We start from the raw sequence: 26,405 nt of genomic DNA, 5'->3' as shown, positions 1-26,405 counted from the left end.
CCTTCTCGGCCACGTGCACCGGACTGGGACGGCTCACGATCGGAGCGGGGGCGATCGTCACGGAGGCGAGAGTAGTCGGTGGCGCAGGCGCCCGTGCGGCGGACCGGGGGCGCCCCGCCGCGCGTCCGGCGGCCGATCTGGAGCCGTTCCACAATGCTGGGCCGAGAGGACAGCTATGCGGCAGGAAATCTGATTTGTGCGGGCAGTAGTTGCCAAACAGCCCGGCCGGCGATGACCAGAACGTGACCTACCCCAGGTTTCGGCAGGTCTCAGCGTGGACACATCTCCACTGACGCCGGGAGAGACCGGCGCAGCGCCACCCCGTCACCACCTGGAGGTCCTCATGCTCTGGAACATCATCGTCCTGCTCGTCATCGGTCTGGTCGCCGGCTTCATCGCCCGGGCCGTCATCCCCGGCTCGCAGAAGCTCTCGATCGTCGCCACCATCGTGCTGGGCATCATCGGCTCGCTGGTCGGCAACCTGCTCGGCAGCCTGATCAGCGGCAACGGCTTCGAGCTGGGCACCGCCGGCTGGATCGGCTCCATCGTCGGCGCGATCATCGTGCTCGGCGTGTACGTGGCCGTCACCGGCCGCAAGAGCGTCCGGCGCTGACCCGGGGCGGCTGAGCGCCGCCCCCGTCGCCCCGGATCCCGGGCGCGACTGCAGGACCTCCGACGGGGGCCCGGTCCCACAGACCGGGCCCCCGTTCGTGTACCCGGCTCACGACGGGCGGTAGATCCCGATGTCCACGGCGACGGTGACCCGCACCGGTTCGGGCAACGCGGACAGCGCCGCGTCCAGCTGCCCGGCGCCCAGGTGCCGGGCGTGCGGGCCCATGCCCACGAGCACCCGCACCGCGGCGCGGTCCAGCTCGAGCTCCTCCCGGTGGGTCCGGACGGCGGTCCTGGCCAGCTGCGGCTCCAGGCTGCCGGCCAGCCGCCCGGCCTTGTCCGGGTCGACCGCCAGCAGCCCGAGCGGCCCGACCAGCTCCCCCAGGTGGTCCGCGGCCGGGGTGACGACGACCAGCCGGCCGTCCGGGCGCAGCACACGGGCGGTCTCGGGACCGTTGCGCGGGGCGAAGACGACCAGCACCCGGTCGACCGAGGCGTCCTGGACGGGCACCCCGGCCCAGGTGTCGGCCACCACGGCCAGCGCGCGCGGGTGGGCGCGGGCCGCCCGGCGCGCGGCGTACCGCGAGACGTCCAGGCCGATCCCGACCGCGTCCGGCGCCCGGTCCAGCACCCCGGCCAGGTGCGCCCCGGTGCCCGCGCCCAGGTCCAGCACGCTCCGCGGCGGACCGTCGGCGAGCACCGCCGCGGCCAGCGCGGCGGTCACCCCGGCGTAGTGGCCGGCGGCCAGGAACTCCACCCGGTCGGCCACCATCTGCGCGGAGTCCCCGTCGTGCGGGCTGCCCGAGGGCGGGAGCAGGGTGACGTGGCCCTGCCGGGCCCGGTCGAAGGCGTGCCCCGCCGTGCACCGCAGTCCGGTGGGGACGACGGCGAACCCGGCACCGCACACCGGGCAGGCCAGCACCGCGACGGCGGCGGGCGGCAGCGGCGGGCTCACCCGCGGGCCGGGAGGCGGTGCAGCTCGACGTCGCGCAGCTGCCCGGCGTCGGCGACCGCGGTCAGGTAGGTGCAGGACGGCTGCCGCCGGCGATCGGTGGGCGACCCGGGGTTGAGCAGCCGCAGCCCGCTCGTCGTCGTGGTGTCCCACGGGATGTGGCTGTGCCCGAAGACCAGCACGTCGACGTCCGGGTAGCGGGCCGAGCAGCGCTCCTCCCGGCCCTTCGCGTCGCCGGTCTCGTGCACCACCGCGATCCGGACGCCGTCGAGCTCGACCCGGGCGACCTCCGGCAACCGCTCGCGCAGCTCGCCGTGGTCGTTGTTGCCGTGCACCCCGACCAGCCGCCGGGCACGCTGCTCCAGCTGGTCGAGCAGGGCGACGTCCACCCAGTCGCCGGCGTGCACGACGACGTCGGCCGCGTCGATCTCGGCCCAGAGGGAATGCGGGAGGTCGCGGGCCCGCTTCGGGACGTGCGTGTCCGCCAGCAGCAGCAGGGAAACGGGCACGCGCCCATCGTGGCAGGGCACTACCGTCCAGCCGTCGGCCGACGTCGTCCGCACCGTGGCTCCCGCTCCCCCGACACCTCGGAGACCCCAGTGACCGACCCCGCCCACGACCGCACCGCGGTCGACGACCACCCCTACCCGCAGCGCTGGCTGGCCCTCGCCGTCATCGCCGTGACCGTCCTGATGATCGTGCTGGACGCGACCATCGTGAACATCGCGCTGCCCGCCGTCTCCGTCGACCTGGGCATCAGCGAGGCGAACCAGCAGTGGATCGTCACCGCCTACACCCTGACCTTCGGCGGCTTCCTGCTCCTGGGCGGACGCATCGCCGACTTCTGGGGCCGCAAGCGCACCTACCTGGTCGGCGCCGTCGGCTTCGCGCTGGCCTCCGCCCTGGGTGGCCTGGCCACCAACGAGGCGCTGCTGTTCGCCGCGCGCGCCCTGCAGGGCACCTTCGGCGCCCTCCTCGGCCCGGCGTCCCTGGCCCTGATCACCGTGCTGTTCACCGACGCCGCCGAGCGGGCCAAGGCCTTCGCCGTCTACGGCGCGATCGCCGGCGGTGGCTCCGCCGTCGGCCTGCTGCTGGGCGGGGTGCTGACCGAGTACGCCGACTGGCGCTGGTGCTTCTGGGTGAACGTGCCGATCGCCGTCCTCGCCGTCGTCGCCGCCTGGCGGATCGTGCCGGAGAGCAAGGCCTCCGGCGAGACGAAGTACGACGTCCCCGGTGCCGTGCTGATCACCGTCGGCCTGGCCTCGCTGGTCTACGGGTTCACCAAGGTCGCCGAGGCCGCGCAGGCCTCCGACGGCGGCAGCCCGTGGTCCGACGGCCCGGCCCTGACGTTCATCGGGATCGGCGTCGTGCTGGTGGTGGCCTTCGTCGTCGTCGAGTTCCGGGTGCGCAACCCGCTGCTGCCGATGCGCCTGGTGCTCGACCGCAACCGCGGCGGCGCCTACCTCACCGCCACGCTGGTCGGCGCCGGGCTGATCGGCTCGTTCTTCTTCCTCAGCCTGTACTTCCAGCAGGTGCTGGGCTACACCCCGGTCAGCGCCGGGTTCGCCTCCCTGCCCGTCACCGGCGGCGTGCTCGTGGCCGCGGGCACCGCGAGCCAGCTGGTCCCCCGCGTGGGGCCCAAGCCGCTGATGGTCGCCGGCGGTGTCTTCGCCGCGGCCGGGCTGTTCACGCTGTCCTTCCTCGGCCTGGACACCCCGTTCTGGCAGGTAGCACTGCCCGGCCAGGTGCTGCTGGGCCTGGGGCTGGGCTTCACCTTCGTGCCGCTGTCGAACCTGGCCCTGGTCGGGGTGGGCGAGCACGACGCCGGTGCGGCCAGCGCCGTGCTGCAGGCCGTGCAGCAGGTCGGTGCCTCCATCGGCACCGCGCTGCTGGCGACCTTCTCGGTCACCGCGATCACGAACTCGCTGAGCGAGCGGCCGCCGACGCCGGAGGACCCGACCGCGCCGCTGGTGGCCCAGGTCGAGGGCTACACGACCGCGTTCACCTGGGGCGCCGCGCTGCTGCTGGTGGCCGCGATCTCCTCGGCCGTCCTGATCAAGGCCGGCAAGGACGACCTGCCGGCCGAGATGGCCGTGCACGCCGGCTGACCCCGCACGCACGACGGCCCGGCTCCCCTCGCGGGTGCCGGGCCGTCGTGCGTCTGCGGGCAGCTCAGCCGTCGGCGGCCGCCATCGCCCGCAGCCGGGCGTTGTAGGCGTCGAGCTCGGCGTTGCCGACCCGGTCGATCGTGCGGTCGCGGGTCCGGTTGCGGCGGTTCTCCGACCCGGCCCACTGGAAGAAGACGACCGCCAGCACGAGCACGGTCGGCAGCTCGCCGAAGGACCAGGCGATCGCCCCGGCGGTGTTCTGGTCGGCCAGCGGGTCCACGCCCCACCCGGCCGGCGGCATCGAGAACGTGTCCACGACCAGGCTGCCGGCCATCATGATCGCGACGCCGAAGAACGCGTGGAACGGCATGGGGAGCAGCAGCTCGAGCATCCGGCCGGCGTGTCCGACGGTGCGCGGCCACGGGTCGGCGCCCAGGATCGGGCCGAAGAACAGCAGCCCGGTGACCAGGAAGTGCGCCAGCATCACCTGGTGGCCCAGCGGGTCGGCCATGAGGTCGTCGAAGACCGGGGTGAAGTAGACGCCGTAGAGGCTGGCGATGAACAGCGGGATCGTGAACCCGGGGTGGGACAGGAAGCGGGCCACCCGGCTGTGCAGCACCTCCAGCAGGAGTGCCCGGGGCGCCCCGGCCGCACCCCGGCCCCGGGGCAGCGCCCGCAGCGCCATCGTGACCGGGGAGCCGAGCAGCAGCAGCAGCGGCGACACCATCGACAGCACCATGTGCTGGGCCATGTGCACGCTGAACAGCACCATCGAGTAGCCGTGCAGCTCCGTACCGGTCACCGCGAACAGGGAGACAGCACCGGCGGTGAACGACGACGTCCTCCACCACGCCCACCGGACGCCGGCACGTCGCAGTCGGACCAGGCCCACCAGGTAGGCCACCAGGACCAGCAGGCTCAGCACGGCGATCCAGGACCAACCGTCCAGGCGCGGGGTGAACAGCCGTGCCCAGGTCGGCGGATCGGTGGGCATCCACATGTCGGAGTGGTCGAGCACGTGCTCCATGGTGCACCCGGTGGCCCGACTGCGTCGCACTGCCCCGGTGCGGGCCGGCGTGCTCCACGGTCGGCGGATCGGGAGACCGACGCCGGACCACCACAGCGGGCACCGTCACCGCCGTCACCACCGGCAGCCCGCGCGGCCCGGAGCAGCCCGAGGAGGCGCTACCGGGGCGCCGGCGGTCGGGGCGTCCCGGTGGAGGCCGCACCACGGGGCCCGGACGAGGGCTGCCGGCTCAGGGGACCGTGACGCCCCGCTCCGCCAGCCACTGCACCGGGTCGATCCGCTCGCCGTCGATGCCACCGGCGTGCACCTCGAAGTGCAGGTGCGGACCCGTGGACTGGCCGCGGCTGCCCACCAGCGCGATCGTGTCGCCGGCCTGTACGACCTGGCCCTCCGTCACGAGGATCGTCTCCATGTGGCCGTAGACGGTCACGTCACCGTTCTCGTGCTGGATGTACACGGCCTGACCGAAACCGCTGGCCTCGCCGGCCTTGATGACCACCCCGTCCATGGCGGCGTACTCGGGGGTCAGCATGGGCGCAGCGAGGTCGAGGCCGGCGTGCATGGTCCCCCAGCGGTAGCCGAAGGAACTGGTCAGCCGGGCGCCGTTGATCGGCATCACGGCCTGGGGGCGCGCAGCCTCCGCCGCGGCGTCCACGGCGGCCTGGTCGGCGGCGGCCTGGGTCGCGGCCGCGGCCTCCTGCTCGGTCTCGCGCTGGGCGCGGCTGGCGGCCATCTGCTGCAGCTGGGTCACCGCGTCGGTCTCGGCGACGCTGGCGTCGGGCGCGGCGGCCAGCCCCAGGGCGTCGGCCACGCTGACCACCTCGGCGGCGGTGGCCTCGCTGGCGGTGACCGCCTGGTCGGCCTGGGCCTGCGGGTCGCCGGTGGTGGTCAGCAGCCCCACGCCGGTCGCCCCCACCAGCGCCGCGGCCAGGTAGAGGGTCGGCTTGCGCATGCGCGCCGGGCCCGACGGCGCGGAGCGGGAAGTCTTGGGCTGGCGGTGCCGGCCACGGGGGACGCGGCCCTCGGCGATGGCGGCGATGATCTCGGCGGCGGACACCTCGACGTCCTCGCGGGGCTCGTCGGCCAGCACGAGGTCGCCGTCGACGGCGTCCTCGCGGGCGACGGTGCCGGCGGCGGGGTCCAGGTCGGCGTCGAGCTCGCGACCGGCCCGGCGGGCCACCTCGCGGACGACGTCCTCACCGGTGGCGGCGACCACGGCCGGCACGGGGCAGGCGACGGGGGCGAGCGGGACGGCGGAGCCGGAGCCGTACTCGTCGGCCCAGACGCCGACGATGGCGTTCCACTCCCCGGTCGAGGGATTGCGGGTGTCCAGCGACAGCGCCCCACCGAGCTGTCGGTCCCCGTCGGTGACCAGGGGGTGTTCCGGGTGTTGCGGCTTCATGCACCTGGCTCTCGTTGCGTTACGGGGGGTGGGCGGGGCCCATGTAAACATGCCGTGACCTGGCCGTGACCAGGCTCCAGGTCACATTCGGGCCATTTCGTGGGATACGTCACCACCAGACCTGCCAACTGACGACCCTGCGTGACGTGTCGAATGCACAGCGCCCCGGGTGACGCCGCACCGGTGGGCAGCCCTACGCACGGTGAACTCGACGGCACGCACCGTCGGGTAGCTGTGCTCGCGGGTGTCTGTGCGCTTCCGTCAGGAACGGAACCGTTTCGATCTGATCGCTCCTGGACGTGACCGGTCTCATGGCCGGGCCAGGATGGCTCCGGGGGTCCGATGGCCTTGGCTGGGGGAAGCCCCTCGTCTCCGTCGCAGAGGACTGTTGTGCCCCGCGCCCTGCTCGCCCTGTCCATCGGTGCCTTCGGCATCGGCACCACCGAGTTCGTCGTCATGGGCATGCTGCCCGAGATCGCGGACGGTCTCGGGGTGTCCGTCTCCGCCGTCGGGCTGCTGATCAGCGCCTACGCGGTCGGTGTCGTCCTCGGTGCGCCGACGCTCACGGCGCTGGGCGTGCGGTTCACGCCCAAGCAGACCCTGATCGGGCTGATGGTCGTCTTCGTCGTCGGCAACGCCCTCTCGGCGCTCGCCCCGACCTACGGCACGCTGGTCGGCGCCCGGGTCCTCACCGCGCTCGCGCACGGCTCCTTCTTCGGCGGCGGCGCGGTCGCCGCGCGCCGGCTCGTGCCGCGGGACAAGGCCACCCAGGCCATCTCGCTGATGATGGTCGGGCTGACCCTGGCCAACGTCATCGGCGTCCCGCTGGGCACGTTCGTGGCCCAGCAGACCAGCTGGCGGCTGGTGCTGGCGGCGTGCGCGGTGATCGGTCTGGTCACCATCGCCGGGCTGGCGGCCTGGATGCCGGCGGTCAGCGGGGAGCGGACCGACCTGCGCAGCGAGCTGCGGGCCTTCGGCCGCCGGCAGGTCTGGATGGTGCTGGGCGTGACCATGATCGGCTTCGCCGCGCTGTTCGCCGTCTACTCCTACGTCTCCCCCATCCTCACCGAGCTCGGCGGGCTCACCGAGGGCTGGGTGACCCCGGTCCTGGCGCTGTTCGGCATCGGCACGACGATCGGCACGCTGGCCGGCGGCCGGCTGGGCGACCGGTACGGCCTGCGGTTCGTCGTGGTCGGGCTGCTGGTCAGCGCCGTCCTGCTGGTCGGGTTCGCGCTGACCGCCCGGACCCCGGCGGCCGCCGTCGTCCTGCTGGTGCTGTTCGGCACCGTGGCGTTCGCGGCCGGCCCGGTCGTGCAGAACAAGGTGATCGAGGCGGCCCGGGTGCGCGGGGGCTCGCTGGTGTCCGCCGCCAACCAGGGCGCGTTCAACGTGGCCAACGCCCTGGGCGCGGCCCTGGGCGCCGGGGTGCTGTCGGCCGGGCTGGGCTACACCGCCCCGATCTGGGTCGGCGCGGCGCTCGCGCTGGCCGGGACGGCGGTCTGCCTGGTCGCGCTGCGCACCGAGCACGTCGACGCCCGGACGCCGGACCCGGTCGTCGCCGACGTCGACACCTGGGAGCGGGTCACCGCCACCGTGCGCTGACCCGCCCCGCGGGGTACACCGGAGCCATGACGACGACGGCAGACCGCGCCGGGCAGTTCGCCCTCGGCGACCGCACCGTGCAGCGCATGGGCTACGGCGCCATGCAGCTGGCCGGACCGCACGTGATGGGTCCGCCGGCCGACCGGGAGGCCGCCGTGGCGGTGCTCCGCCGGGCGGTCGAGCTCGGTGTGGACCACATCGACACCAGCGACTACTACGGCCCGCACGTGACCAACGAGATCATCCGCGAGGCGCTGCACCCCTACCCGGAGCAGCTGACCCTGGTGACCAAGATCGGCGCGCGCCGGACGCCGGAGGGCGAGTGGCCCGAGGCGCTGGGCGCCGACGAGCTGCGGCAGGCGGTGCACGACAACCTCGACCACCTCGGGCTCGACGCCCTGGACGTGGTGAACCTGCGGATGCCCGGCTTCGCGGAGCCCGTGGAGCGCTCGGTCGTCGAGCCGATGGAGACCATGGCCGCGCTGCAGTCCGAGGGCCTGGTCCGGCACATCGGGATCAGCAACGTGAGCACCTCGATGCTGGCCGAGGCGCAGTCGATCGCCCCGGTCGTCTGCGTGCAGAACCACTACAACCTGGTGCACCGGGACGACGACGCGATGATCGACGCGCTGGCCCGTGAGGGCGTGGCCTACGTGCCGTTCTTCCCGCTGGGCGGGTTCTCCCCGCTGCAGAGCAAGGCGCTGGAGTCGGTGGCCCGGACGCTGGAGACCACGCCGATGGAGGTCGCACTGGCCTGGCTGCTGGCCCGCTCGCCCAACATCCTGCTCATCCCGGGCACCTCGTCGGTGGCCCACCTGGAGTCCAACCTGGAGTCCGCCGCGCGGGTGCTCGGCCCGGCCGAGCTGGCCGAGCTGGACGCCATCGGCGGCCCCTGACACCACGTCCCGCCCCCCGGCCCGCACCGGGGGGCGGGACGGTTCTCAGACCGTCTCGGCGACGGACTCCCGCTGGTTGCGCAGGCGCTCGAACTCGGCCTTGTCCAGCGGGACGGCGTCGGACCTGCCCAGGTCGTCCAGGGCCACCCGGTGGGTCTCCCGCGCCGACCACGCGGCGACGGCGACCGCGATGCCGATCCCGAACACGATGCTGCCGACGATCAGGGGCACGTTGGACCCGGGCGGGGCGATCGCCGCGAACAACGACGGCAGGAACGCGGTGATCATCGTGCCGATGTTCTGGCTCACCGCGAAGCCGGTCACGCGGGTCCGGGTCGGGAAGAGCTCCTGGTAGAAGCTCGGGAACACCGCGTTGTAGCCCTGGTAGACCGACCCCCACATGACCAGGGCGAACACGAACGCCAGCAACACGTTGTCGATGCTGATCGCGTACAGGTAGGCGTAGGCCATGGCGGTCGAGCCGAGCGAGCCGACGATGATGCAGGGGCGCCGGCCGATCCGGTCCGAGAGGTTCCCGACGAACGGGATGAGCACCATGGCGACCAGGTTGCCGACCACCGAGATCCAGAGGTAGGTCGCGGTCGAGAAGCCCACGCCGTAGGCCTCGCTGGTCGCGTAGGTGGCCCCGAAGACGGTGGCGGTCAACGGCACCGCGTTCATCAGGGCCATGACGACCACCCGCAGCATGTCCAGACCGTTCTCCTGGACCACCTGCACGATGGGGGCCTTCGGCACCTCGCCGGTGGCGGCCTTCTCCTGGAACGCCGGGGTCTCCTCGACCTTCCGACGCACGACCAGGCCCACCACGATCACCACGGAGCTGAGCAGGAACGGGATGCGCCAGCCCCAGCTCTGGAAGTCGTCCTCGGGCAGGACGGCGGCCAGCGGCAGGAAGATCGCCGCCGCCAGCAGCTGCCCGCCCTGGACGCCCTGCAGGGTGAAGCTGGTGTAGAAGCCGCGCTTGCCGAACGGCGCGTGCTCCATCGTCATCGTGCTGGCACCGGCGATCTCGCCGCCCACGGCGAAGCCCTGGATCAGCCGCATGAGCACCAGCAGCGCCGGGGCGAGCACGCCGACCTGGCCGTAGGTGGGCAGCACGGCGACCAGGAAGGTCGAGATGCCCATCATCAGCATGCAGAGCACGAGCATGTTCTTGCGCCCGTGGGTGTCACCCCAGTGGCCGAGGACGAAGGCGCCGATCGGCCGGGCCACGTAGCCGACCCCGAAGGTGGCCAGCGAGGCGACGACGGCGACCTGCGGGTCGTCGGCCGGGAAGAACACCGTCGGGAAGACCAGCGCGGCGGCCTGGGCGTAGATGAAGAAGTCGTAGTACTCCAGCGCACTGCCCAGCCAGCCGCTGAGCGCGGCCTTCACGGGTGTCCGCTTCACGGGCGGGGCGGCCGGGGGGCTCGGGGTCGCAGTCATGCGCAGGGCTCCTGGATCTATGGCGTCGGTGCCTGGATCGGGCTTATGTACCAACTGGTTAGTACGAACCAGAGGATGAGGTGGCCCCGATCACCCTGTCAAGGGGACACGGGGTCCAGCGGGTCGCGACCACCCCGGGCAGGACGGCGACGTCGGCCGGGGACGGCCGGCAGCCGGCGTCCCGACGACGGGAGGGTCGCGAGGCACGAGCGCCCCTCCCCGAGGAGGGACCACCAACGGCTCAGCGCCGGCCGGGCACGGCCCTTGGCCGCGGTGTGATCCGCAGGATCACGATGAGCACAGATACCCGAGCACCAGGTCGCCGAGCAGCGCGCGCTGGCGGTCCCGCAGCCCGGGGGCGAGCATGTCGCGGCCGAAGAGCGCGCCGAAGGTGTGCTGGTTCGCCGTCCGGAAGATGCAGAAGCTGCTGATCACCTGGTGGACGTCCAGGGCGTCGGCGTCGGCCCGGAAGACGCCGTCGGCCCGGCCGCGGTCCAGGATCGCCCCGAGCACGTCGAGGGCCGGGTTCGCCAGGTTCGACAGCACCGCGGAGCCGGCGATGTGCTCGCCGTGGTGGATGTTCTCGATGCTGACCAGGCGGATGAAGTCCGGGTGCGCCTCGTGGTGGTCGAACGTGAGGCCGGCGAGCTCGCGGATCGCCTCGACCGGGTCGAGGTGCTCGACGTCGAGCTGCTGCTCCAGCCCGCGGATCCGGGTGTAGGCGGCCTCGAGGGCGGCGACGTAGAGCTGCTCCTTGCCGCCGAAGTAGTAGTAGATCATCCGCTTGGTGGTGCTGGTCTTGGCCGCGATGACGTCGACCCGGGCGCCGGCGTACCCCGAGTGCGCGAACTCCTCGGTGGCGACGGTCAGGATCTCGGCCCGGGTCCGCTCGGCGTCCCGGGTGCGCTCGGGCGGGGTGCCGGTCGGCTGGGCTGACACGCCGTCCTCCTCGCTGGTCCGCCCGGGTGGCGGCGTCCCGAGCCTAGGGCCGGGTGTGCAGGCGCCGCGGGCCGATCCCCCGGGAGGGGTGGTGCCCGGCGTCACGGTGTGGTGTCCTGGGGTGCAGCAACTCACCAGTTGGTACATACGGAGGTCGCCCGTGAGCCCAGCCCGTCCCGGCACCGTCGTCGGGCTGATCGGCTCGGGCATCGGGCCCTCGCTGTCCCCGCAGCTGCACGAGGCCGAGGCCGACGCGCTCGGCCTGCGGTACGTCTACCGCCGGCTGGACCTCGACGTCCTGGGCAAGGCCCCCGAGGAGGTCGGCGAGCTGGTCCGGGCCGCGCAGCTGGCGGGCTACGACGGGCTGAACGTGACCCACCCGTGCAAGCAGCTGGTCCTCGAGCACCTCGACGAGCTCTCCCCCGACGCCGCCGCCCTGGGCGCGGTGAACACGGTGGTGCTCGCCGACGGCCGGGCCGTCGGCCACAACACCGACTGGTCCGGCTTCGCCCGCAACGTCGACCGCGGCCTGCCCGACGCGGCGATGGACCGGGTCGTCCTGCTGGGGGCCGGCGGCGCGGGGGCCGCGGTCGCGCACGCCCTGCTCACGCTGGGCACCGACCGGCTGACCGTGCTGGACGTCGACGCCGCCCGGGCCACCGAGCTGGCCCGCGCGCTGACCGGCCGCTTCGGCGCCGGCCGCGCCGGGGGCGGGGACCTGACCGGCCTCGGGACGGCGGTGGCCGCGGCCGACGGCCTGGTGCACGCCACCCCGACCGGCATGGCCGCCCACCCCGGTTCGCCGGTGCCGGCGGACCTGCTGCGGCCCGACCTGTGGGTGGCCGACATCGTCTACCGCCCGCTGGCCACCGAGCTGGTCACCACCGCGCGCGAGCGGGGCTGCCGGGTGCTCGACGGCGGCGGCATGGCGGTCTTCCAGGCCGTGGACTCCTTCCGCCTGTTCACCGGGCTCGAGCCCGACGCCGACCGGATGCTGGCGCACTTCGCCGCGCTGGTGGACCCCGCGGGCTCCCCCGTTGGCTGACCGGTCGACCCGGCGGCGGGCGGTGGCCACCGTCTGCCTGTCCGGGACGCTGGAGGACAAGCTGGTCGCCGCGGCCGGCGCCGGGTTCGACGGCATCGAGGTGTTCGAGCCCGACCTGGTGGCCTCGCCGTGGTCACCGGCCGAGCTGGCCGCCCGCTGCGCCGACCTGGGGCTGGCGATCGACCTGTACCAGCCCTTCCGCGACCTGGACTCCACCGACCCGGCCACCGTCGCCCGCAACCGGCGCCGGGCGCGGGCGAAGTTCGACGTCATGGCCGCCCTCGGCGTGGACACCGTGCTGGTCTGCTCGGCCGTGGCGCCCGACGCGGTCACCGACGACGACGAGCTGGCCGCCCAGCTGCACGCGGCCGCCGAGCTGGCCGGCGAGCGCGGGCTCCGGATCGCCTACGAGGCGCTGGCCTGGGGCACCCACGTGTCCACCTGGGACCACAGCTGGGACCTCGTCCGCGCCGCCGACCACCCGGCGCTGGGACTGTGCCTGGACTCCTTCCACGTGCTCTCGCGCGGCGGCGACCCGGCCGGCTTCACCGCCGTCCCCGGGGACAAGCTGTTCTTCCTGCAGCTGGCCGACGCCCCGCAGCTGTCGATGGACGTCCTGCAGTGGTCGCGGCACCACCGGCTCTTCCCCGGCCAGGGCGCCTTCGACCTGCCCGCCTTCCTCGGCTCCGTGCTGGCCGCCGGGTACGCCGGGCCGCTGTCGCTGGAGGTCTTCAACGACGTCTTCCGGCAGTCCGACCCGGCCCGGACGGCGGTGGACGCGATGCGGTCGCTGCTGGCCCTGGAGGCCGCGCTGCCGGTCGACCCGCTGGTGCTGCCCCCCGCCCCGGCCCTGACCGGGCACGCGTTCACCGAGCTCGCCGTCGACGGTTCCTCCGGGCCGGTGGTGGCCGACGTGCTGGGCCGGCTGGGGTTCGCCCACACCGGGCAGCACCGGTCCAAGCCGGTGCAGCTGTGGGAGCAGGGCAGCGCGCGGGTGCTGCTGAACGCCGGTGCCGCCCGCCCCGCCGACGGCGAGGCCGCGGTGGTCGCGCTGGCCGTGGAGTCGGTGGACCCGACGGGCTCGGCCGCCCGGGCCGAGGCGCTGCTGGCGCCGGTGCTGCCGCGAACACGGGGGAACGCCGAGGCCGAGCTGTCCGCGGTGGCCGCCCCGGACGGCACCCAGGTGTTCTTCGCGCGGACCGGGCCCGACGGGTGGCCGGCGGACTTCCTGCCCACCGGGGAGACCTCCGCCGGCGCCGGGCTGACCCGGACCGACCACGTGGGGCTCACCCAGCCCTTCGACGCCTACGACGAGGCCGGGCTGTTCTACGACTCCGTCCTCGGCCTGGACGCCGGCAGCGGGTCCGAGGTCGCCGCGCCGTTCGGCCTGGTCCGATCCCGCGGGGTCACCACCCCCGACCGCGGCGTCCGGCTGGCGCTGTCCGTGTCGCTGCTGCGCCGCGGCGGCGGCTGGGCGCCGGGGGTGCCCGACCCCCAGCACGTCGCCTTCGCCACCGACGACGCCGTGGGCACGGCCCGCGCGCTGCGCGCGGCCGGGGCGCCGCTGCTGGCGGTGCCGGCGAACTACCACGACGACCTCGACGCCCGCCTGGACCTCGACCCGGCCCTGCTGGCCGACCTGCGCGAGCACGGCCTGCTCTACGACGCCGACGCCGACGGCGCCTTCCTGCACCTCTACACCGAGGTGCTGGGCGGCCGGGTGTTCTTCGAGGTGGTGCAGCGGCTGGCTGGCTACGACGGGTACGGCGCGGTCAACAGCCCGGTCCGGATGGCCGCCCACCGGCGGGCCCGTCAGGAGACCCGGGCAGCGGCTCCCAGCACGCGGTCCAGGTAGGCGTTGCCGAGCACGCCGGCGGGGTCCAGGCGGTCCCGGACGGCGACGAACTCGTCGAACCGGGGGTAGCGCTGCGCCAGCACCGCGGCGTCCAGATCGTGCTCCTTGCCCCAGTGCGGGCGACCGCCGACCTCCCCGGCCAGCGCGGCGAAGGTGCCGAAGTAGTCGGTCGGGTCGCTGCGGGCCGGCACGTGGACCGCCACGTAGGCGGTGTCCCGGCCCGACGCGGTGGACAGCGGGACGTCGTCGGCAGCGGCGTAGCGGACCTCGGTCGGGATCGGCAGCCGCCAGCCGCGCGCCGCGGTCAGCCGGGCCAGCTCCCGGAGCAGGTCGGCCACCGACTCGCGCGGCACGGCCTGCTCCATCTCCCGGAACCGGAACCGGCGGGTGGAGACGAAGACCCGGTGGGACAGGTCGGTCGCCGTCCGGGGGCTCAGAGCGGTGGAGGCGAACCGGGCCAGCGGCGGCACCAGCGCGGGGACGGCGCGGCCGGCGGCGATCAGCGCGGAGTACGCGCCGTTGGCCAGCACCTCGTCCTCCCACAGCACCTGCCGGCGGGGCAGCGGCGCGAGGCCGGCCAAGACCGGCACCCGGGTGTTGCGCTTGGCCAGGCACATGTCGGTGTGCGGGAACCAGTGGAACTCGACGTGGTCGGTCGAGGTCATGAACTCGTCCAGGTCCTCCAGGACCTCCGCCAGCGGCATCGGCCGCTCGTCCATCTGCAGCGCGAAGGCCGGCTCGGCCTGCAGCGTGACCGTCGCCAGCACCCCGAGCGCCCCCAGGCCGACCCGCGCCGCGGCGAACACCTCGGGCTCGAGGGTGGCCGAGCAGTCCAGGACCGCGCCGTCGGCGGTCACCAGCTGCAGGGCGCGCACCTGGGTGGCCAGCCCGCCGAACCGCGCGCCGGTGCCGTGGGTGCCGGTGGACAGCGCCCCCGCCACGGTCTGCCGGTCGATGTCGCCGAGGTTGGTCAGCGCCCAGCCCTCCCGGGCGAGCACCGCGTTGAGCCGGTGCAGCGGCATCCCGGCCTGCACGGTCACCAGGCCGTCGGCGGTCAGGTCGACGAGGTCGGCGTGCCGGTCCAGCACCAGCTGCACCTGCTCGGGCCGGCCGATGCCGGAGAACGAGTGCCCGCTGCCGATCGGCCGCACCCGGCGACCGGCGACCGAGGCCTCGTGCAGCACCGTGGCGATCTCACCGGTGGTGCGCGGCCGCCGGACGTCGATGCCGTCGGCCCGCTGGTTGCCCGCCCAGTTCCGCCACCTCATGCGCGTGGACGCTGCCCGGCGGCGTCCGGCGGGTCAAGCACGCCGGTCACCGGGCGCGTTGCACCCGCGCCTCGTCGAAGACCGGCTCCGGGGTCTCGCGGACCCGGCCGTCGGAGCCGAAGACCAGGAAGCGGTCGAAGGAGCGGGCGAACCAGCGGTCGTGGGTGACCGCGACGACGGTGCCGTCGAAGGCGGCCAGCGCCTGCTCCAGGGACTCCGCGCTCAGCACGTCCAGGTTGTCCGTGGGCTCGTCGAGCAGCAGCAGGGTCGCGCCGGACAGCTCCAGGAGCAGCACCTGGAACCGGGCCTGCTGACCACCCGACAGCGACCGGAACAGCGAGTCCCCGGCCGGGGCCAGCCCGTACCGGCGCAGCACGGCCATCGCCCGGCCCCGGTCGATCCCGGGTCGGCCGGCCTCGCCGTGCCAGAGCAGGTCGGTGAGCGTGCGCTCCATCCACTCCGGGTGCGCGTGGGTCTGGGCGAAGAACCCGGGGACGACGCGGGCGCCGAGCTTCCAGGTGCCGGTGTGGTCGACGTCCTGACCGGCCAGCAGCCGCAGGAAGTGCGACTTGCCGGCGCCGTTGGAGCCCAGCACCGCGACCCGGTCGCCGTAGTCCAGCTCGACGTCGAAGGGCTTCATCAGCCCGGTCAGCTCCAGGTCGGCGGCCACCAGCACCCGGATGCCGGTGCGGCCACCCTTCAGGCGCATCGCCACCTCCTGCTGCGGCGGGCGCTCCGGCGGCGGGCCGGCGGCCTCGAACTTGGCCAGCCGGGTCTGCATCGCGTGGTACCGGTTGGCCATGTCCGGGGAGTTCGCCGCCTGCTGCTGCATCGTGCGGGTGAGGTCGACCAGCCGCTGGTGCTCCTCCTCCCAGCGCAGCCGCAGCTCGGCCATCCGCTCGTGCCGGGCCTCGCGAGCAGCCGGGTAGCTCTGCCAGTTGCCGCCGTGCACCCACGCCGTCCCGCCCTCGACGGTGACCACCCGGGTGGCGACGGTGTCCAGCAGCTCGCGGTCGTGGCTGACGAACAGCACGGTCTTGCGGGTCTCGGCCAGCCGGGCCTCCAGCCAGCGCTTGCCGGGGACGTCGAGGTAGTTGTCCGGCTCGTCGAGCAGCAGCACCTGGTCGGGTCCGCGGAGCAGGCACTCCAGCGCCAGCCGCTTCTGCTCCCCGCCCGACAGCGTCTGCAGCTCGCGGTACTTGCACTGCTCGTAGGGGACGGCGAGCGCGGCGACGGTCACGGTGTCCCAGGTGACCTCGACGTCGTAGCCGCCGACGTCGCCCCAGTGCGCGAGCGCGTTCGCGTAGGCCATCTGGGTGGGCTCGTCGTCGGCCTCCATCATCGCCAGCTCGGCGGCCTCGACGGCGTGCCAGGCGTCGCGGACGGCGGGCGGCGCCAGGTCCACCAGGAACTGCTGCACGCTGGTGGCGTCGCGGACGGAGCCGATGAACTGGCGCATCACGCCCAGCCCGCCGACCAGGGCGACCGACCCGGCGTCGGGGGTCAGGTCGCCGGTGATGATCCGCAGCAGGGTGGTCTTGCCGGCGCCGTTCTCCCCCACCAGCGCGGCGACCGCGCCGTCGCCGACGCGGAAGGAGACGTCGTCCAGCAGGACCCGCCCGTCGGGCAGGGTGAACCGGATCCCGGTGACGTCGACGTATCCCACGCCGACCAGTGTCCCGGACGCCCGGGCCGGGTCAGCCCAGCAGGATCGAGAACACCACCGCGCCGGCGGCGAGCACCATCGCCAGGACGACGATCCCCGCCACCACGCGTTGCTTGTCCCGGTCCATCACAGTCCGGCCTCGTCCAGAGGCTCGGCGCGAGCTTGCTCGTGCTGAGGAGGACGAGGTCCTTCGACCATCATGGGCGGGACCGTACCGGGGTCAGACCGAGGCGGCGGGCTGGAACTCGGTCGGCGCGAAGCCGGCGGCCTGCTCCATCTCGCGCACCAGCGGCAGCACCTTGGCGCCGAAGTACTCGATCTCCTCCTGGAAGTGCAGGAAGCCGGTGAGGAACAGGTCCACGCCGTGCCGGCGGAACTCGACGATCCGCTCGGCGATCTGCTCCGGCGTCCCGATCAGGTTGGTCTTGAAGCCGTCGTTGTACTGGACCAGGTCCTCGAACGAGGAGTCCGCCCACATGCCCTTCTTGTCCCCGGTCGAGCTGCCGGCCTGGGCGACGGCGTCCCGGAACCCCTCGACGGCGGGCCGGTCGGCCTTCGCGACGATCTCGCGGAGGGTGTCGTGCGCCTCGGCCTCGGTGTCCCGGGCGATGACGAAGCCGTTGAGGCCGAACCGGACCCGGCGGCCCAGCGGGTCGGCCACGGCGCGGACGTCGCGGATCTGCTCGTCGATGCCGGCCAGGTCCTTGCCGTTGGAGAAGTACCAGTCCGAGACCCGGCCGGCCATCTGCCGGGCCGCGGTGGAGTTGCCGCCCTGGAAGACCTCGGGGTGCGGCCGGCCCGGCGAGGACAGCGGCTTGGGCTGCAGGTCGAAGTCGCGGAAGCGGTAGAAGTCGCCACCGAGGGTGTAGCCGTCCTCGGTCCAGATGCCCTTCAGCGCGCTGATGAACTCCTCGCTGCGGCGGTAGCGCTCGTCGTGCTCGAGCCACGGCTCGCCCATGGCGGTGAACTCGCCCTTGAACCAGCCGGAGACGACGTTGACGGCGAACCGGCCGTTGCTCAGGTGGTCGGCGGTGGCGCCCAGCTTGGCCAGCACACCGGGCTGCCACATGCCGGGGTGCACGGCGGCGATGACCTTGAGCCGCTCGGTGGCCAGCAGCAGCGCCAGGGAGAAGGACACCGACTCGTGCTGGAACGCGGCGCTGTAGCTGGCCATGTAGCGGACCTGGCTCAGCGCGTACTCGAACCCGACCGCCTCGGCGGTCTGGGCGAGCTTCTTGTTGTAGTCGTAGCCCCAGTCGGTGCGCTGCTCGATGGTCGAGGTGACCAGGCCGCCGCTGACGTTGGGGACCCAGTAGGCGAACTTCGAGGCCTGGAGCTCGTCGTCGGGGGTGGTGGGTGCGCTCATGGCAGGGGTGTCCTCACGGAGGTGGGGGGAGACGTGCGTGGGCCGGTGCGGGAGCGGGAGCTCAGCGCGGACGGGCGGTCGTGCACGCGGTGCTGGAGACGCGGCAGAAGTCCACGACGCGGCGTCGGGTCAGCTCCTGGGTCGGCACCCGGCCAGGAAAGCACACCGACCTGGTGGACTTCACCTCGAGACGGGTCGCGTCCCCCACAGGAGCGTGTCCAGCGCGGTGCCGCCGGGGGTCTCCCGGCGCACCTGCTCGCACCGGTCGACGTCCAGCAGCGCGGCCACCGGGGCCAGCCGGTGGACCGAGTGCAGGATCGCCGGGTCCTGCGGGCCGCCCACGCCGTGCGCCACGTTGTCCACGTCGTGGCCCAGCACGAGCAGGTGCCCGCCGGGCCGCAGCCAGCCCACCGCGCGGGTCAGCAGCGCGGCGGTCTCGGCCTCGGGCAGGTGCAGGTAGGCCACCAGGACGAGGTCCAGCGACGCCTCGGCGGCCCGCCACCCCGCCACGTCGGCGACGGCCCACTCGACGTCGTGGCCGTAGGGCGTCGAGCGGCCGCGGTCCAGGCCGACGGCGGAGAAGTCCACGGCGGTGACCCGCCAACCCCGGGCGGCCAGCCACAGCGCGTGCCGGCCCTCCCCCGCGGCCAGGTCGACGGCGTGGCCCGGCGGCAGGTCGGCGCACAGCTGCGCCACGACGGGGTTCGGCGTCGCCGACCACTGCTGCCTGTCGGCGTACCGGGCGTCCCAGTCGGTGGCGTGCACGGGCGGGAACGTAGCCCCCGAGTCTGTGCGGCGGGGGGCTCCGCTGCGCGGCTCGTCGGACGACGTGAGCCCGGTCGCGGGCTTCCGCTGGACGGGGTCGCCGGCGCCGGGTGCCCGCGGGTCGACCCCGAGGATGGACCGGTGCCCCCCGTCGTCCGCCGTGCTCTGCCGCACCTGGTCGGCCGGCGGCCCCCGACGGCGGCGGCGCTGTGGGCCGCCGGCGGGCGCAAGGCGGTGTCGGCCGCGTTCTCGGTGGCCGTGCCGCTGGGCCTCGGCGTCGCCACCGGGCACGCCGACCTGGGCTCGGCCGCCGCGCTGGGCGGGCTCACCGCGATCTACGGCCACCAGCTCTCCTACCGCCGCCGGGCCCGGGTCGTCGCCGGCTGCGGTGCGGTCCTGGTGCTGGCCGTCGCGCTCGGCGGGCTGACCGGCGGGACGCCGTGGCTGCTGTCGGTGGTGCTGGGCCTGCTGGCCGGCGCCGCCGCGGCGGGCACCGCGGTCCTCCGGATCGGGCCGCCGGGCGCCCTGGGCGTCGTCCTCGTCGGGGGCAGCGCCAGCGCGCTGGGCGCGGCGCCGACCGTGCTGGCCGGGCACGTGGCCGCCGCGGCGGCCGGGGCGCTGCTGGCCTGGGTGGTCGTGGTGCTGCCGTGGCTGTGGGACCCGGCCGGTCCCGAGCGCCGGGCCGTCGCCGCCGCGGAGGCCGCCGTCGCGGGCGCGGCCGCCGTCCGGCCGGCCGTGGTGGCCCGGGCCCTCCGCGCCGCCGACGCGGCCGTCGCGGGGGGCAGCCGCCGGCGGGCCTCCCTGCGCCCCCGGGTGCGGGAGCTGGAGGCGCGGTTCCTGCAGGAGCTGCCGGTGGCCGACGTCCCGGCGCCGCCGGGCGACCCCGGTCCGGCGCCCGCGTCCCGCGCCTTCCCGGCCTGGGTGGCCACCTCGACCCGGATCACCGTCGGGGTCACCGCGGCCGGGCTGCTGGCGGCCGGGCTGGGCCTGGCCAGCACGTACTGGGCCTCGACGACCGCGGTGGCCATCCTGTTGGGCACCGACGCCCGGGCCACCCGCGCCCGGTCGGTGCACCGGATCACCGGCACCCTCGTCGGCGTGGGCGTCGCCGCGCTGCTGCTGGCCGCCGACCTGCCGGTGGGGGTCGAGGTGGTCGTGGTCGGCGTGCTGCTGATGGGCGTCGAGCTGCTGGTCGCCCACCAGTACACCCTCGCCGTCTCCTTCATCACCCCGCTGTCGCTGCTGCTGGTGCACGTCGGCGTGCCCGACCGGACCGGCACCGAGCTGATCACCACCAGGCTGGCGGAGACGCTGGTCGGCATCGCGCTGGCGCTGGCGGCCGGCCTGCTGCTGCTCCCCCGCTCGGCCAGCCGGCGGTTGCCCGGCGTCGTCGCGCTGGCCGGCCGCCGCACCGCCGAGCTGGTGGCCGGGACGGGCGACGAGCAGGCGCTGCACGCGGCCCTGGACACGCTCAACGAGGTGGCGACGGCGGCCCGCGCCGAGCTCCGCCCGGCACCCGGGACGGCGGGGTGGTTGCGCCGCGGTCGGTGGACCAGCGACCTGGGCTGGGGCCTGCTGGCCGCCCGGGCGCGCGGCGAGGACGACTTGGCCGGCGTCCTGGCCGACCGGGTGCGCGCCGGGCGCTGAACCGTTTCGGACCCCCCTGGGCCGGGGAGGTCCGTGAGGCTGCGCGTCCAGAGAACGGCGTCGTCGTCCCCCCTGTCCCCCTTCTCCAGGGAGAACCATGCCTCCTCACCGCTTGGCCGACCAGTCCGCCCCCGCCCAGGTCAGCGCCTCGGGTGTCCCCTTCGAGGCCGCCGCGGGCGACCGCGACCCGCGGGCCCAGGGCGGTGACCACCTCACGTCGCCCAACGGCGTGCGCATCCCGGACACCGACCACGCGCTCAAGGCCGGCCGGCGCGGGCCGACCCTGCTCGAGGACTTCCACCTGCGGGAGAAGATCAGCCACTTCGACCACGAGCGGATCCCGGAGCGGGCCGTGCACGCCCGCGGCGCCGGCGCGCACGGGGTGTTCACCGCCAACGGCTCGGCGGCCAGCATCACCCGGGCGCCCGTGCTCGCGGAGAAGGGTCTGGAGACGCCGGTCTTCGTGCGGTTCTCCACCGTGCTGGGCTCGCGCGGCTCGGCCGACACCGCCCGGGACACCCGCGGGTTCGCGACGAAGTTCTACACGAAGGAGGGCACCTGGGACCTGGTCGGCAACAACATGCCGGTCTTCTTCATCCAGGAGGCCATCAAGTTCCCCGACCTGATCCACGCCGCGAAGCCCTCCCCGAACCGGGAGATCCCGCAGGCGCAGTCGGCGCACGACTCGTTCTGGGACTTCGTGTCCCTGCACACCGAGGCCACCCACCACACGCTCTGGAACATGAGCGACCGGGGCATCCCGCGCAGCTACCGGATGATGGAGGGCTTCGGCGTCCACTCCTTCCGGCTGGTCAACCAGGACCGCGAGACCGTGCTGGTGCAGTTCAAGTGGACCCCGAAGCTGGGTGTGCACTCCCTGACCTGGGAGGAGGCGCAGCTGGCGATGGGCACCGACCCGGACTTCCACCGCCGCGACCTCGCCGACGCCATCGAGGCCGGGGCGTACCCGGAGTGGGAGCTCGGCGTCCAGGTGTTCCCGGACAACGAGGAGCAGACCTACGAGGGCATCGACCTGCTCGACTCCACCAAGATCGTGCCCGAGGAGATGGTCCCGGTGCAGACCATCGGGACGCTGCGGTTGACCGGCAACCCCACGAACTACTTCGCCGAGACCGAGCAGGTCGCCTACAACACCGGCCACGTCGTCCCGGGCATCGAGTTCACCAACGACCCGCTGCTGCAGGGCCGCAACTTCTCCTACCAGGACACCCAGCTGACCCGCCTGGGCGGCCCCAACTGGACCCAGCTGCCGATCAACCGGCCGCAGGTGCCGGTGAACGACAACCACCGCGACGGCTTCATGCAGCAGGGGATCCCCACCGGGGAGGCGCCCTACAGCCCCAACACCGTGGACGGCGAGAGCCCGCAGCCCGCCGACTGGGACGAGGGCGGCTACGTCGTCGTGCCGCGGGAGGTCCAGGGCCAGGTCGTGCGCGAGGTGGCCGCGTCCTTCGAGGACCACTTCAGCCAGCCGGCGATGTTCTACGCGTCGCTGTCGGACGTGGAGAAGACGCACACGATCGAGGCCTACACCTTCGAGCTCGGCAAGGTGTACGAGCAGGCGATCAAGGAGCGCGTGCTCGGCGTCCTCGCCAACATCGACACCGAGCTGGCCAGCCTCGTCGCCGAGGGCCTCGGGCTGCCGGCGCCGAAGGGGAAGCCGGCCGAGCACCTGCCGCCGTCCCCGGCACTGGCCCAGGTGACCGGTGAGTCGTTCCCGCTGGACGGCCGGCTCGTCGCCGTCGTCGCCGGGCCGGACTCCGACCTGGCCGGGATCGCCGCGCTCCGCGAGGCACTGGACGCCGAGGGCGTGCAGCTCAAGGTGCTGGCCCCGCGCGGCGGGAAGCTGGGCACGGGCAAGAACCAGCAGGTGGTCGAGCGGACCAACGTGACCGCCCGGTCGATCGAGTTCGACGCCGTCGTCGTGGCCGACGGAGCACCGAAGGACGGCGACATCAAGGCCACCGTCCTGCTCCAGGAGGCGCTGCGGCAGCTCAAGCCGTTCGCAGCCTGGGGCGACGGCGCCGAGGTGCTGACCACGGCCGGCGTGTCCGGACCCGGTGTGTTCACCGGCAAGGGCGTCGACGACGTGGTGGCCGACCTGGTCGCCGCCATGGGCCAGCACCGGGTGTGGGAGCGGGCCGACCTGGTCACCGCCTCCGCCGTCCCCCCGGCCGTCTGACCGCCTGAGCTGCAGAACGGGGTTTCCGCCCTCATCCGGCTCTGGATGAGGGCGGGAACCCCGTTCTCGGGGTCAGGGGCGCAGGCGGAGGGTCTGGCCGGGGGCGAGCTGGGCGCAGCGGTCGACGTCGACGTCGGCGACGTAGCCGATGACCGGGTACCCGCCGGTGACCGGGTGGTCGGCCAGGAACAACACCGGCTGCCCGGACGGCGGCACCTGCAGCGCCCCCCGCACCATGCCCTCGCTGGCCAGCTCGCCGTCGCGCCGGCGCTCCAGCACCGGCCCGGCCAGCCGCAGCCCGACCCGGTTGCTGTCGCCGGTGACCTCCCACGCGGTCGTCGTCAGGGTCCGGTGCACCTCGTCGGCGAACCAGTCCGCCCGCGGCCCGGGCCGGACGGCGGCCACCAGCTCCCCCGGCACCGGCTGGGCGACCGGCGCGAGGTCGACACCGGGCCAGTCCCCCGCTGTGCCGACCGGCAGCACGTCACCGACCGCCAGCGGCGCCGGACCCAGCCCGGACAGCAGGTCGGTCGACCGCGACCCGAGCACCGGCTCGGCGGCGATCCCGCCGCGCACCGCCAGGTAGCTGCGCAACCCCGTCGTCGGCGGCCCCAGCCGGAGCGTCGAACCCGCCGGCAACCAGGTCGGCGCCCCGTACGGCGTCCCCGCGCACCGGGCGCCGGTCAGCGCCACCCACACCCCGGTCTCGGCCCGCACCGCGAGCCCGCCGGCGGTCACCTCCAGCACAGCCGCACCGGCGTCGTTGCCCAGCAGCCGGTTGGCCAGCGCCGCCGACGTCCGGTCGCAGGCACCCGACCGGCCGATGCCCTCGGCGGCCCGCCCCGGTCGGCCGAGGTCCTGCACGGTGGTCAGCGGCCCCGCGGAGAGCACCGTCAGCACGTCAGGACACGTCCCGGAAGCGGACCCGCACGCCCGGCCGCAGCAGGGCCGCGGGATCGCGGTCGACGTCGAACATCGCCAGGTCGGTGCGGCCCAGCAGCTGCCACCCGCCCGGGGACTCCCGCGGGTAGACGCTGCTGAACTCCCCGGCCAGCGCGACCGACCCGGCCGGCACCCGGGTGCGGGGGCTCGACCGCCGCGGGATCGCCCAGTCGCCGTCCGCCGCCGTGGCGTACCCGAACCCGGGCGCGAACCCGCAGAACGCCACCGTCCAGACCGTGCCGGTGTGCCGGGTGACCACCTCGGCCGGCGAGCAGCCCAGCACCTCGGCCACGTCGGCGAGGTCCGCGCCGTCGTAGACCACCGGCACCTCCAGCTCCTCGGCCTCCGGCCGCGCCCCGGGCACCGGTCGGGCATCCCGGACCCACCGGGTGACCGCGTCGACCGACGTCCGGGTCGGGTCCAGCGCCACCAGCACGGTGCGCCCGGCCGGGACGACGTCCAGCACGCCGTCCGGGGGCTGCCCGAGCGCCGCGTGCAGCGCGAGCACCTGGTCCAGGTCGTCGAGCTCGGCGAGGACGGCGGCGTCCCCGCTGGGCAGCACCCGCATCAGCTGAACGGGGCCAACGACAGCCCGGCACCGGCGAGCGCATCGCGCACCCGGCGGGCGATCTGCACCGCGCCCGGGGTGTCCCCGTGCACGCAGATCGAGCCCGGCTGCAGCGACAGCTCGCCGCCGTCGACGTCGAGCACCGGCTGACCGGTCGCCATCGCCACGCACCGCGCGGCGATCTCCTCGACGTCGTGCAGCACCGCGCCCGGCAGCCGCCGGGACACCAGCGCGCCGTCGGGCGTGTAGGCCCGGTCGGCGAACGCCTCGGCCACCGTGGTCAGCCCGGCCTCCCCGGCCAGCCGCAGCCAGGCCGACCCGGGCAGCCCGAGCACCGGCAGGGTGCGGTCGTAGTCGACGACGGCGGCGACCACCGCGGCGGCCTGCTCCTCGTGGGTGACGATCGCGTTGTAGAGCGCGCCGTGCGGCTTCAGGTAGCGGACCCGGGAGCCGGCCACCCGGGCGAACCCGTCGAGGGCTCCGAGCTGGTAGATGACGTCCTGGGTCAGCTCGTGCGGGTCGACGTCGATGAACCGGCGGCCGAACCCGGGCAGGTCGCGGTACCCGACCTGGGCACCGATCGCCACGTCGTGCTGCACCGCGCGCTCGCACACCCGCCGCATGATCGTGGCGTCGGAGGCGTGGAAGCCGCAGGCCACGTTGGCGCTGGTGACGATCTCCAGCAGGGCGTCGTCGTCGCCGAGGGTCCAGGAGCCGAAGCCCTCGCCGAGGTCGGAGTTCAGATCCACGGCACTCATGAGAACAGGTCGATCACCGGGCGGACGGAGTTGACCGCGAGGTACAGGGTCAGCAGCCAGGCGACCCAGCCGATGCTCAGCAACCAGCGCGGGTACCGGTAGCCGCCGAGCAGGTCGGTGCGCCGGGTCGCCACCCACAGCAGGACGGCGATGCCGATCGGCAGCAGCAGCCCGTTGAAGGCCCCGGCGAAGACCAGCAGCGTGGTCGGCGCGGCCCCGATCAGCAGGAACGCCCCCGAGGTGACCACGATGAACCCGACGACGAGCAGGGTCCGGGTGCGGTCCGACGTCCCGGTCCGCGACGTCACGAACGAGACCGAGGTGTAGCTGGCGCCGATCACGCTGGTGATCGCCGCGGCCCACAGCACGACGCCGAACACCCGCATGCCCACCTCGCCGGCCGCCTGGCCGAACGCGGACGCCGCCTGGTTCTCCGGGTCCAGGGCGGCACCGCCGGTGACGACGCCGAGGATGGCCAGGAAGAGCACGATCCGCATGACCGCGGTGATCAGGATGCCGGTGACCGACCCGCGGGTGATGTCCCGGACGTGCTCGGGCCCGGTGACGCCGGAGTCCAGCAGCCGGTGCGCCCCGGCGTAGACGATGTAGCCGCCGATGGTGCCGCCGACCAGGGTGGTGATCGCCAGGATCGACACGTCCTCGGGCAGCACCACGTTGCGCAGCGCCTGGCCGACCGGCGGGCCCGAGGTGATCGCGATGTAGGTGGTCAGCGCGATCATCACCAGCCCGAGGACGACGACGATCCGGTCGACGGCCACCCCGGCCTTCTTGGACAGGAAGATGCCGATCGCGACCAGCGCGGACAGCGCGCCGCCGATCTTGGGGTCCAGGCCGAGCATCGCGTCCAGCCCCAGCCCGGCGCCGCTGACGTTGCCGATGTTGAACACCAGACCGCCGACCAGCAGGAACGCCGCCATCACCCAGCCGAGGCCGGGCAGCACCAGGTTGCCCAGCTCCTGCGCGCGCCGGCCGCTGACGCCGATCACCCGCCACACGTTCAGCTGCAGTGCGATGTCGACCAGGATCGAGATGACGATCGCGAAGGCGAACGCCGCGCCGAGCTGGACGGTGAACGTCGTGGTCTGGGTGATGAAGCCCGGGCCGATGGCCGAGGTGGCCATCAGGAACATGGCGCCGAGCAGGGTGGACCGGGTGCTCGTGGCCAACCGCCCGCCCCCGGCCGGTGGTGCCGCGCCGGTGGCGGGCGCGTCGTCGGGCTGGGTCATCGCGGGTCTCCTCGGCAGGACGGGGGGTGAGCTGCGCCTCAACCTAGAGAGTTGTTGAACAATCCGACAAGAGGTGACATCAACGATTGAC

22 protein-coding genes are annotated in these 26,405 nt (G+C 74.1%); 8 read left to right on the top strand and 14 right to left on the bottom strand.

Annotated features, from left to right (window positions below):
- Nucleotides 1–343 precede the first annotated feature (343 nt).
- On the top strand, nucleotides 344–613 hold the full coding sequence (locus tag UXQ13_RS03775; RefSeq protein WP_225232566.1) for a GlsB/YeaQ/YmgE family stress response membrane protein: 270 nt from the start codon (nucleotides 344–346) through the stop codon (nucleotides 611–613).
- Between the two features lie 108 nt (nucleotides 614–721).
- Here the strand turns inward: UXQ13_RS03775 and UXQ13_RS03770 are convergent, their stop codons facing one another.
- Together UXQ13_RS03770 and UXQ13_RS03765 are read right to left on the bottom strand one after the other, a co-directional pair.
- A complete protein-coding gene (locus UXQ13_RS03770) occupies nucleotides 722–1,567 on the bottom strand; it encodes a putative RNA methyltransferase (RefSeq protein WP_336391835.1) in 846 nt (281 codons plus the stop codon).
- Complete coding sequence (locus tag UXQ13_RS03765) at nucleotides 1,564–2,073, bottom strand: metallophosphoesterase family protein (RefSeq protein ID WP_336391834.1); 510 nt, start codon at nucleotides 2,071–2,073, stop codon at nucleotides 1,564–1,566. Before UXQ13_RS03765 ends, UXQ13_RS03770 begins: the two co-directional genes overlap by 4 nt.
- A 90-nt stretch (nucleotides 2,074–2,163) precedes the next feature.
- Between UXQ13_RS03765 and UXQ13_RS03760 the strand changes: the two genes are divergently transcribed.
- The gene (locus UXQ13_RS03760) at nucleotides 2,164–3,672 is read left to right on the top strand and encodes an MFS transporter (RefSeq protein WP_336391833.1); all 1,509 of its coding nucleotides are present in this window, start codon (nucleotides 2,164–2,166) and stop codon (nucleotides 3,670–3,672) included.
- A gap of 64 nt (nucleotides 3,673–3,736) precedes the next feature.
- On the opposite strand, the gene UXQ13_RS03755 is transcribed toward UXQ13_RS03760, so the two are convergent.
- Nucleotides 3,737–4,690: a cytochrome c oxidase assembly protein gene (locus UXQ13_RS03755; protein ID WP_380092185.1), complete on the bottom strand. Its 954-nt coding sequence runs from the start codon at nucleotides 4,688–4,690 to the stop codon at nucleotides 3,737–3,739.
- 238 nt (nucleotides 4,691–4,928) lie between these two features.
- Nucleotides 4,929–6,101 carry a M23 family metallopeptidase gene (locus UXQ13_RS03750; protein WP_336391831.1) on the bottom strand — a complete coding sequence of 391 codons (1,173 nt, stop codon included), beginning with the start codon at nucleotides 6,099–6,101 and terminating at the stop codon, nucleotides 4,929–4,931.
- Between the two features lie 390 nt (nucleotides 6,102–6,491).
- Between UXQ13_RS03750 and UXQ13_RS03745 the strand changes: the two genes are divergently transcribed.
- Nucleotides 6,492–7,703 carry an MFS transporter gene (locus UXQ13_RS03745; protein WP_336391830.1) on the top strand — a complete coding sequence of 404 codons (1,212 nt, stop codon included), beginning with the start codon at nucleotides 6,492–6,494 and terminating at the stop codon, nucleotides 7,701–7,703.
- Nucleotides 7,704–7,729: 26 nt separating this feature from the next.
- Complete coding sequence (locus UXQ13_RS03740; RefSeq protein WP_225232573.1) at nucleotides 7,730–8,599, top strand: oxidoreductase; 870 nt, start codon at nucleotides 7,730–7,732, stop codon at nucleotides 8,597–8,599.
- 45 nt (nucleotides 8,600–8,644) lie between these two features.
- On the opposite strand, the gene UXQ13_RS03735 is transcribed toward UXQ13_RS03740, so the two are convergent.
- Both UXQ13_RS03735 and UXQ13_RS03730 read right to left on the bottom strand, forming a co-directional pair.
- Nucleotides 8,645–10,045: an MFS transporter gene (locus UXQ13_RS03735; RefSeq protein WP_225232574.1), complete on the bottom strand. Its 1,401-nt coding sequence runs from the start codon at nucleotides 10,043–10,045 to the stop codon at nucleotides 8,645–8,647.
- 288 nt (nucleotides 10,046–10,333) lie between these two features.
- The gene (locus UXQ13_RS03730; protein WP_225232575.1) at nucleotides 10,334–10,984 is read right to left on the bottom strand and encodes a TetR/AcrR family transcriptional regulator; all 651 of its coding nucleotides are present in this window, start codon (nucleotides 10,982–10,984) and stop codon (nucleotides 10,334–10,336) included.
- A gap of 160 nt (nucleotides 10,985–11,144) precedes the next feature.
- Here UXQ13_RS03730 and UXQ13_RS03725 point away from each other — a divergent pair, with 160 nt between their 5' ends.
- Nucleotides 11,145–12,029: a shikimate dehydrogenase gene (locus UXQ13_RS03725; protein ID WP_225232576.1), complete on the top strand. Its 885-nt coding sequence runs from the start codon at nucleotides 11,145–11,147 to the stop codon at nucleotides 12,027–12,029.
- Nucleotides 12,022–13,884, top strand: a complete 1,863-nt coding sequence (locus tag UXQ13_RS03720) for a bifunctional sugar phosphate isomerase/epimerase/4-hydroxyphenylpyruvate dioxygenase family protein (RefSeq protein ID WP_225232577.1) — start codon at nucleotides 12,022–12,024, stop codon at nucleotides 13,882–13,884. The genes UXQ13_RS03725 and UXQ13_RS03720 overlap by 8 nt, the downstream gene beginning before the upstream one ends.
- Here UXQ13_RS03720 and UXQ13_RS03715 read toward each other — a convergent pair.
- From UXQ13_RS03715 to UXQ13_RS03700, 4 genes are all read right to left on the bottom strand, one after another.
- A complete protein-coding gene (locus UXQ13_RS03715; protein WP_336391829.1) occupies nucleotides 13,842–15,152 on the bottom strand; it encodes a D-arabinono-1,4-lactone oxidase in 1,311 nt (436 codons plus the stop codon). The two genes, UXQ13_RS03720 and UXQ13_RS03715, sit on opposite strands and share 43 nt — an antisense overlap.
- A 46-nt stretch (nucleotides 15,153–15,198) precedes the next feature.
- Entirely contained in the window at nucleotides 15,199–16,818 is a 1,620-nt protein-coding gene (locus UXQ13_RS03710) for an ABC-F family ATP-binding cassette domain-containing protein (RefSeq protein ID WP_336391828.1), read from the bottom strand.
- A gap of 220 nt (nucleotides 16,819–17,038) precedes the next feature.
- On the bottom strand, nucleotides 17,039–18,184 hold the full coding sequence (gene sfnG, locus UXQ13_RS03705; RefSeq protein ID WP_225232580.1) for a dimethylsulfone monooxygenase SfnG: 1,146 nt from the start codon (nucleotides 18,182–18,184) through the stop codon (nucleotides 17,039–17,041).
- Nucleotides 18,185–18,364: 180 nt separating this feature from the next.
- Complete coding sequence (locus UXQ13_RS03700; RefSeq protein WP_336391827.1) at nucleotides 18,365–18,949, bottom strand: class I SAM-dependent methyltransferase; 585 nt, start codon at nucleotides 18,947–18,949, stop codon at nucleotides 18,365–18,367.
- Nucleotides 18,950–19,090: 141 nt separating this feature from the next.
- Between UXQ13_RS03700 and UXQ13_RS03695 the strand changes: the two genes are divergently transcribed.
- Nucleotides 19,091–20,596 carry an FUSC family protein gene (locus tag UXQ13_RS03695; RefSeq protein WP_336391826.1) on the top strand — a complete coding sequence of 502 codons (1,506 nt, stop codon included), beginning with the start codon at nucleotides 19,091–19,093 and terminating at the stop codon, nucleotides 20,594–20,596.
- A 97-nt stretch (nucleotides 20,597–20,693) separates the two neighbouring features.
- Entirely contained in the window at nucleotides 20,694–22,799 is a 2,106-nt protein-coding gene (locus tag UXQ13_RS03690; protein ID WP_336391825.1) for a catalase, read from the top strand.
- 72 nt (nucleotides 22,800–22,871) lie between these two features.
- Here UXQ13_RS03690 and UXQ13_RS03685 read toward each other — a convergent pair whose 3' ends face one another.
- Genes UXQ13_RS03685 through UXQ13_RS03670 form a run of 4 tightly spaced genes read right to left on the bottom strand, consistent with a single transcriptional unit; the run spans nucleotide 22,872 to nucleotide 26,314 of the window.
- Nucleotides 22,872–23,699, bottom strand: coding sequence for a 5-oxoprolinase subunit C family protein (locus tag UXQ13_RS03685; protein ID WP_336391824.1), 828 nt, complete (start codon nucleotides 23,697–23,699; stop codon nucleotides 22,872–22,874).
- 1 nt (nucleotide 23,700) lies between these two features.
- A complete protein-coding gene (locus UXQ13_RS03680) occupies nucleotides 23,701–24,309 on the bottom strand; it encodes a 5-oxoprolinase subunit B family protein (RefSeq protein WP_336391823.1) in 609 nt (202 codons plus the stop codon).
- Nucleotides 24,309–25,067, bottom strand: coding sequence for a LamB/YcsF family protein (locus tag UXQ13_RS03675; RefSeq protein ID WP_336391822.1), 759 nt, complete (start codon nucleotides 25,065–25,067; stop codon nucleotides 24,309–24,311). Before UXQ13_RS03675 ends, UXQ13_RS03680 begins: the two co-directional genes overlap by 1 nt.
- Nucleotides 25,064–26,314: an NRAMP family divalent metal transporter gene (locus UXQ13_RS03670; RefSeq protein WP_336391821.1), complete on the bottom strand. Its 1,251-nt coding sequence runs from the start codon at nucleotides 26,312–26,314 to the stop codon at nucleotides 25,064–25,066. The genes UXQ13_RS03675 and UXQ13_RS03670 overlap by 4 nt, the downstream gene beginning before the upstream one ends.
- Between the last annotated feature and the right edge of the window lie 91 nt (nucleotides 26,315–26,405).

The organism is Klenkia terrae, assembly GCF_037083865.1.
Taxonomy (GTDB): Bacteria; Actinomycetota; Actinomycetes; order Mycobacteriales; family Geodermatophilaceae; genus Klenkia; species Klenkia terrae.
Note: the sequence above shows the minus strand (reverse complement) of the source record. Positions and strands in the feature narration are given on the sequence as shown.

Coding starts and splice junctions, on each gene's coding strand:
- UXQ13_RS03775 (WP_225232566.1), top strand. CDS start 344: ATGCTCTGGAACATCATCGTCCTGCTCGTCATCGGTCTGGTCGCCGGC.
- UXQ13_RS03750 (WP_336391831.1), bottom strand. CDS start 6,101: ATGAAGCCGCAACACCCGGAACACCCCCTGGTCACCGACGGGGACCGA.
- UXQ13_RS03740 (WP_225232573.1), top strand. CDS start 7,730: ATGACGACGACGGCAGACCGCGCCGGGCAGTTCGCCCTCGGCGACCGC.
- UXQ13_RS03735 (WP_225232574.1), bottom strand. CDS start 10,045: ATGACTGCGACCCCGAGCCCCCCGGCCGCCCCGCCCGTGAAGCGGACA.
- UXQ13_RS03715 (WP_336391829.1), bottom strand. CDS start 15,152: ATGAGGTGGCGGAACTGGGCGGGCAACCAGCGGGCCGACGGCATCGAC.
- sfnG (WP_225232580.1), bottom strand. CDS start 18,184: ATGAGCGCACCCACCACCCCCGACGACGAGCTCCAGGCCTCGAAGTTC.
- UXQ13_RS03690 (WP_336391825.1), top strand. CDS start 20,694: ATGCCTCCTCACCGCTTGGCCGACCAGTCCGCCCCCGCCCAGGTCAGC.
- UXQ13_RS03680 (WP_336391823.1), bottom strand. CDS start 24,309: ATGCGGGTGCTGCCCAGCGGGGACGCCGCCGTCCTCGCCGAGCTCGAC.
- UXQ13_RS03675 (WP_336391822.1), bottom strand. CDS start 25,067: ATGAGTGCCGTGGATCTGAACTCCGACCTCGGCGAGGGCTTCGGCTCC.
- UXQ13_RS03670 (WP_336391821.1), bottom strand. CDS start 26,314: ATGACCCAGCCCGACGACGCGCCCGCCACCGGCGCGGCACCACCGGCC.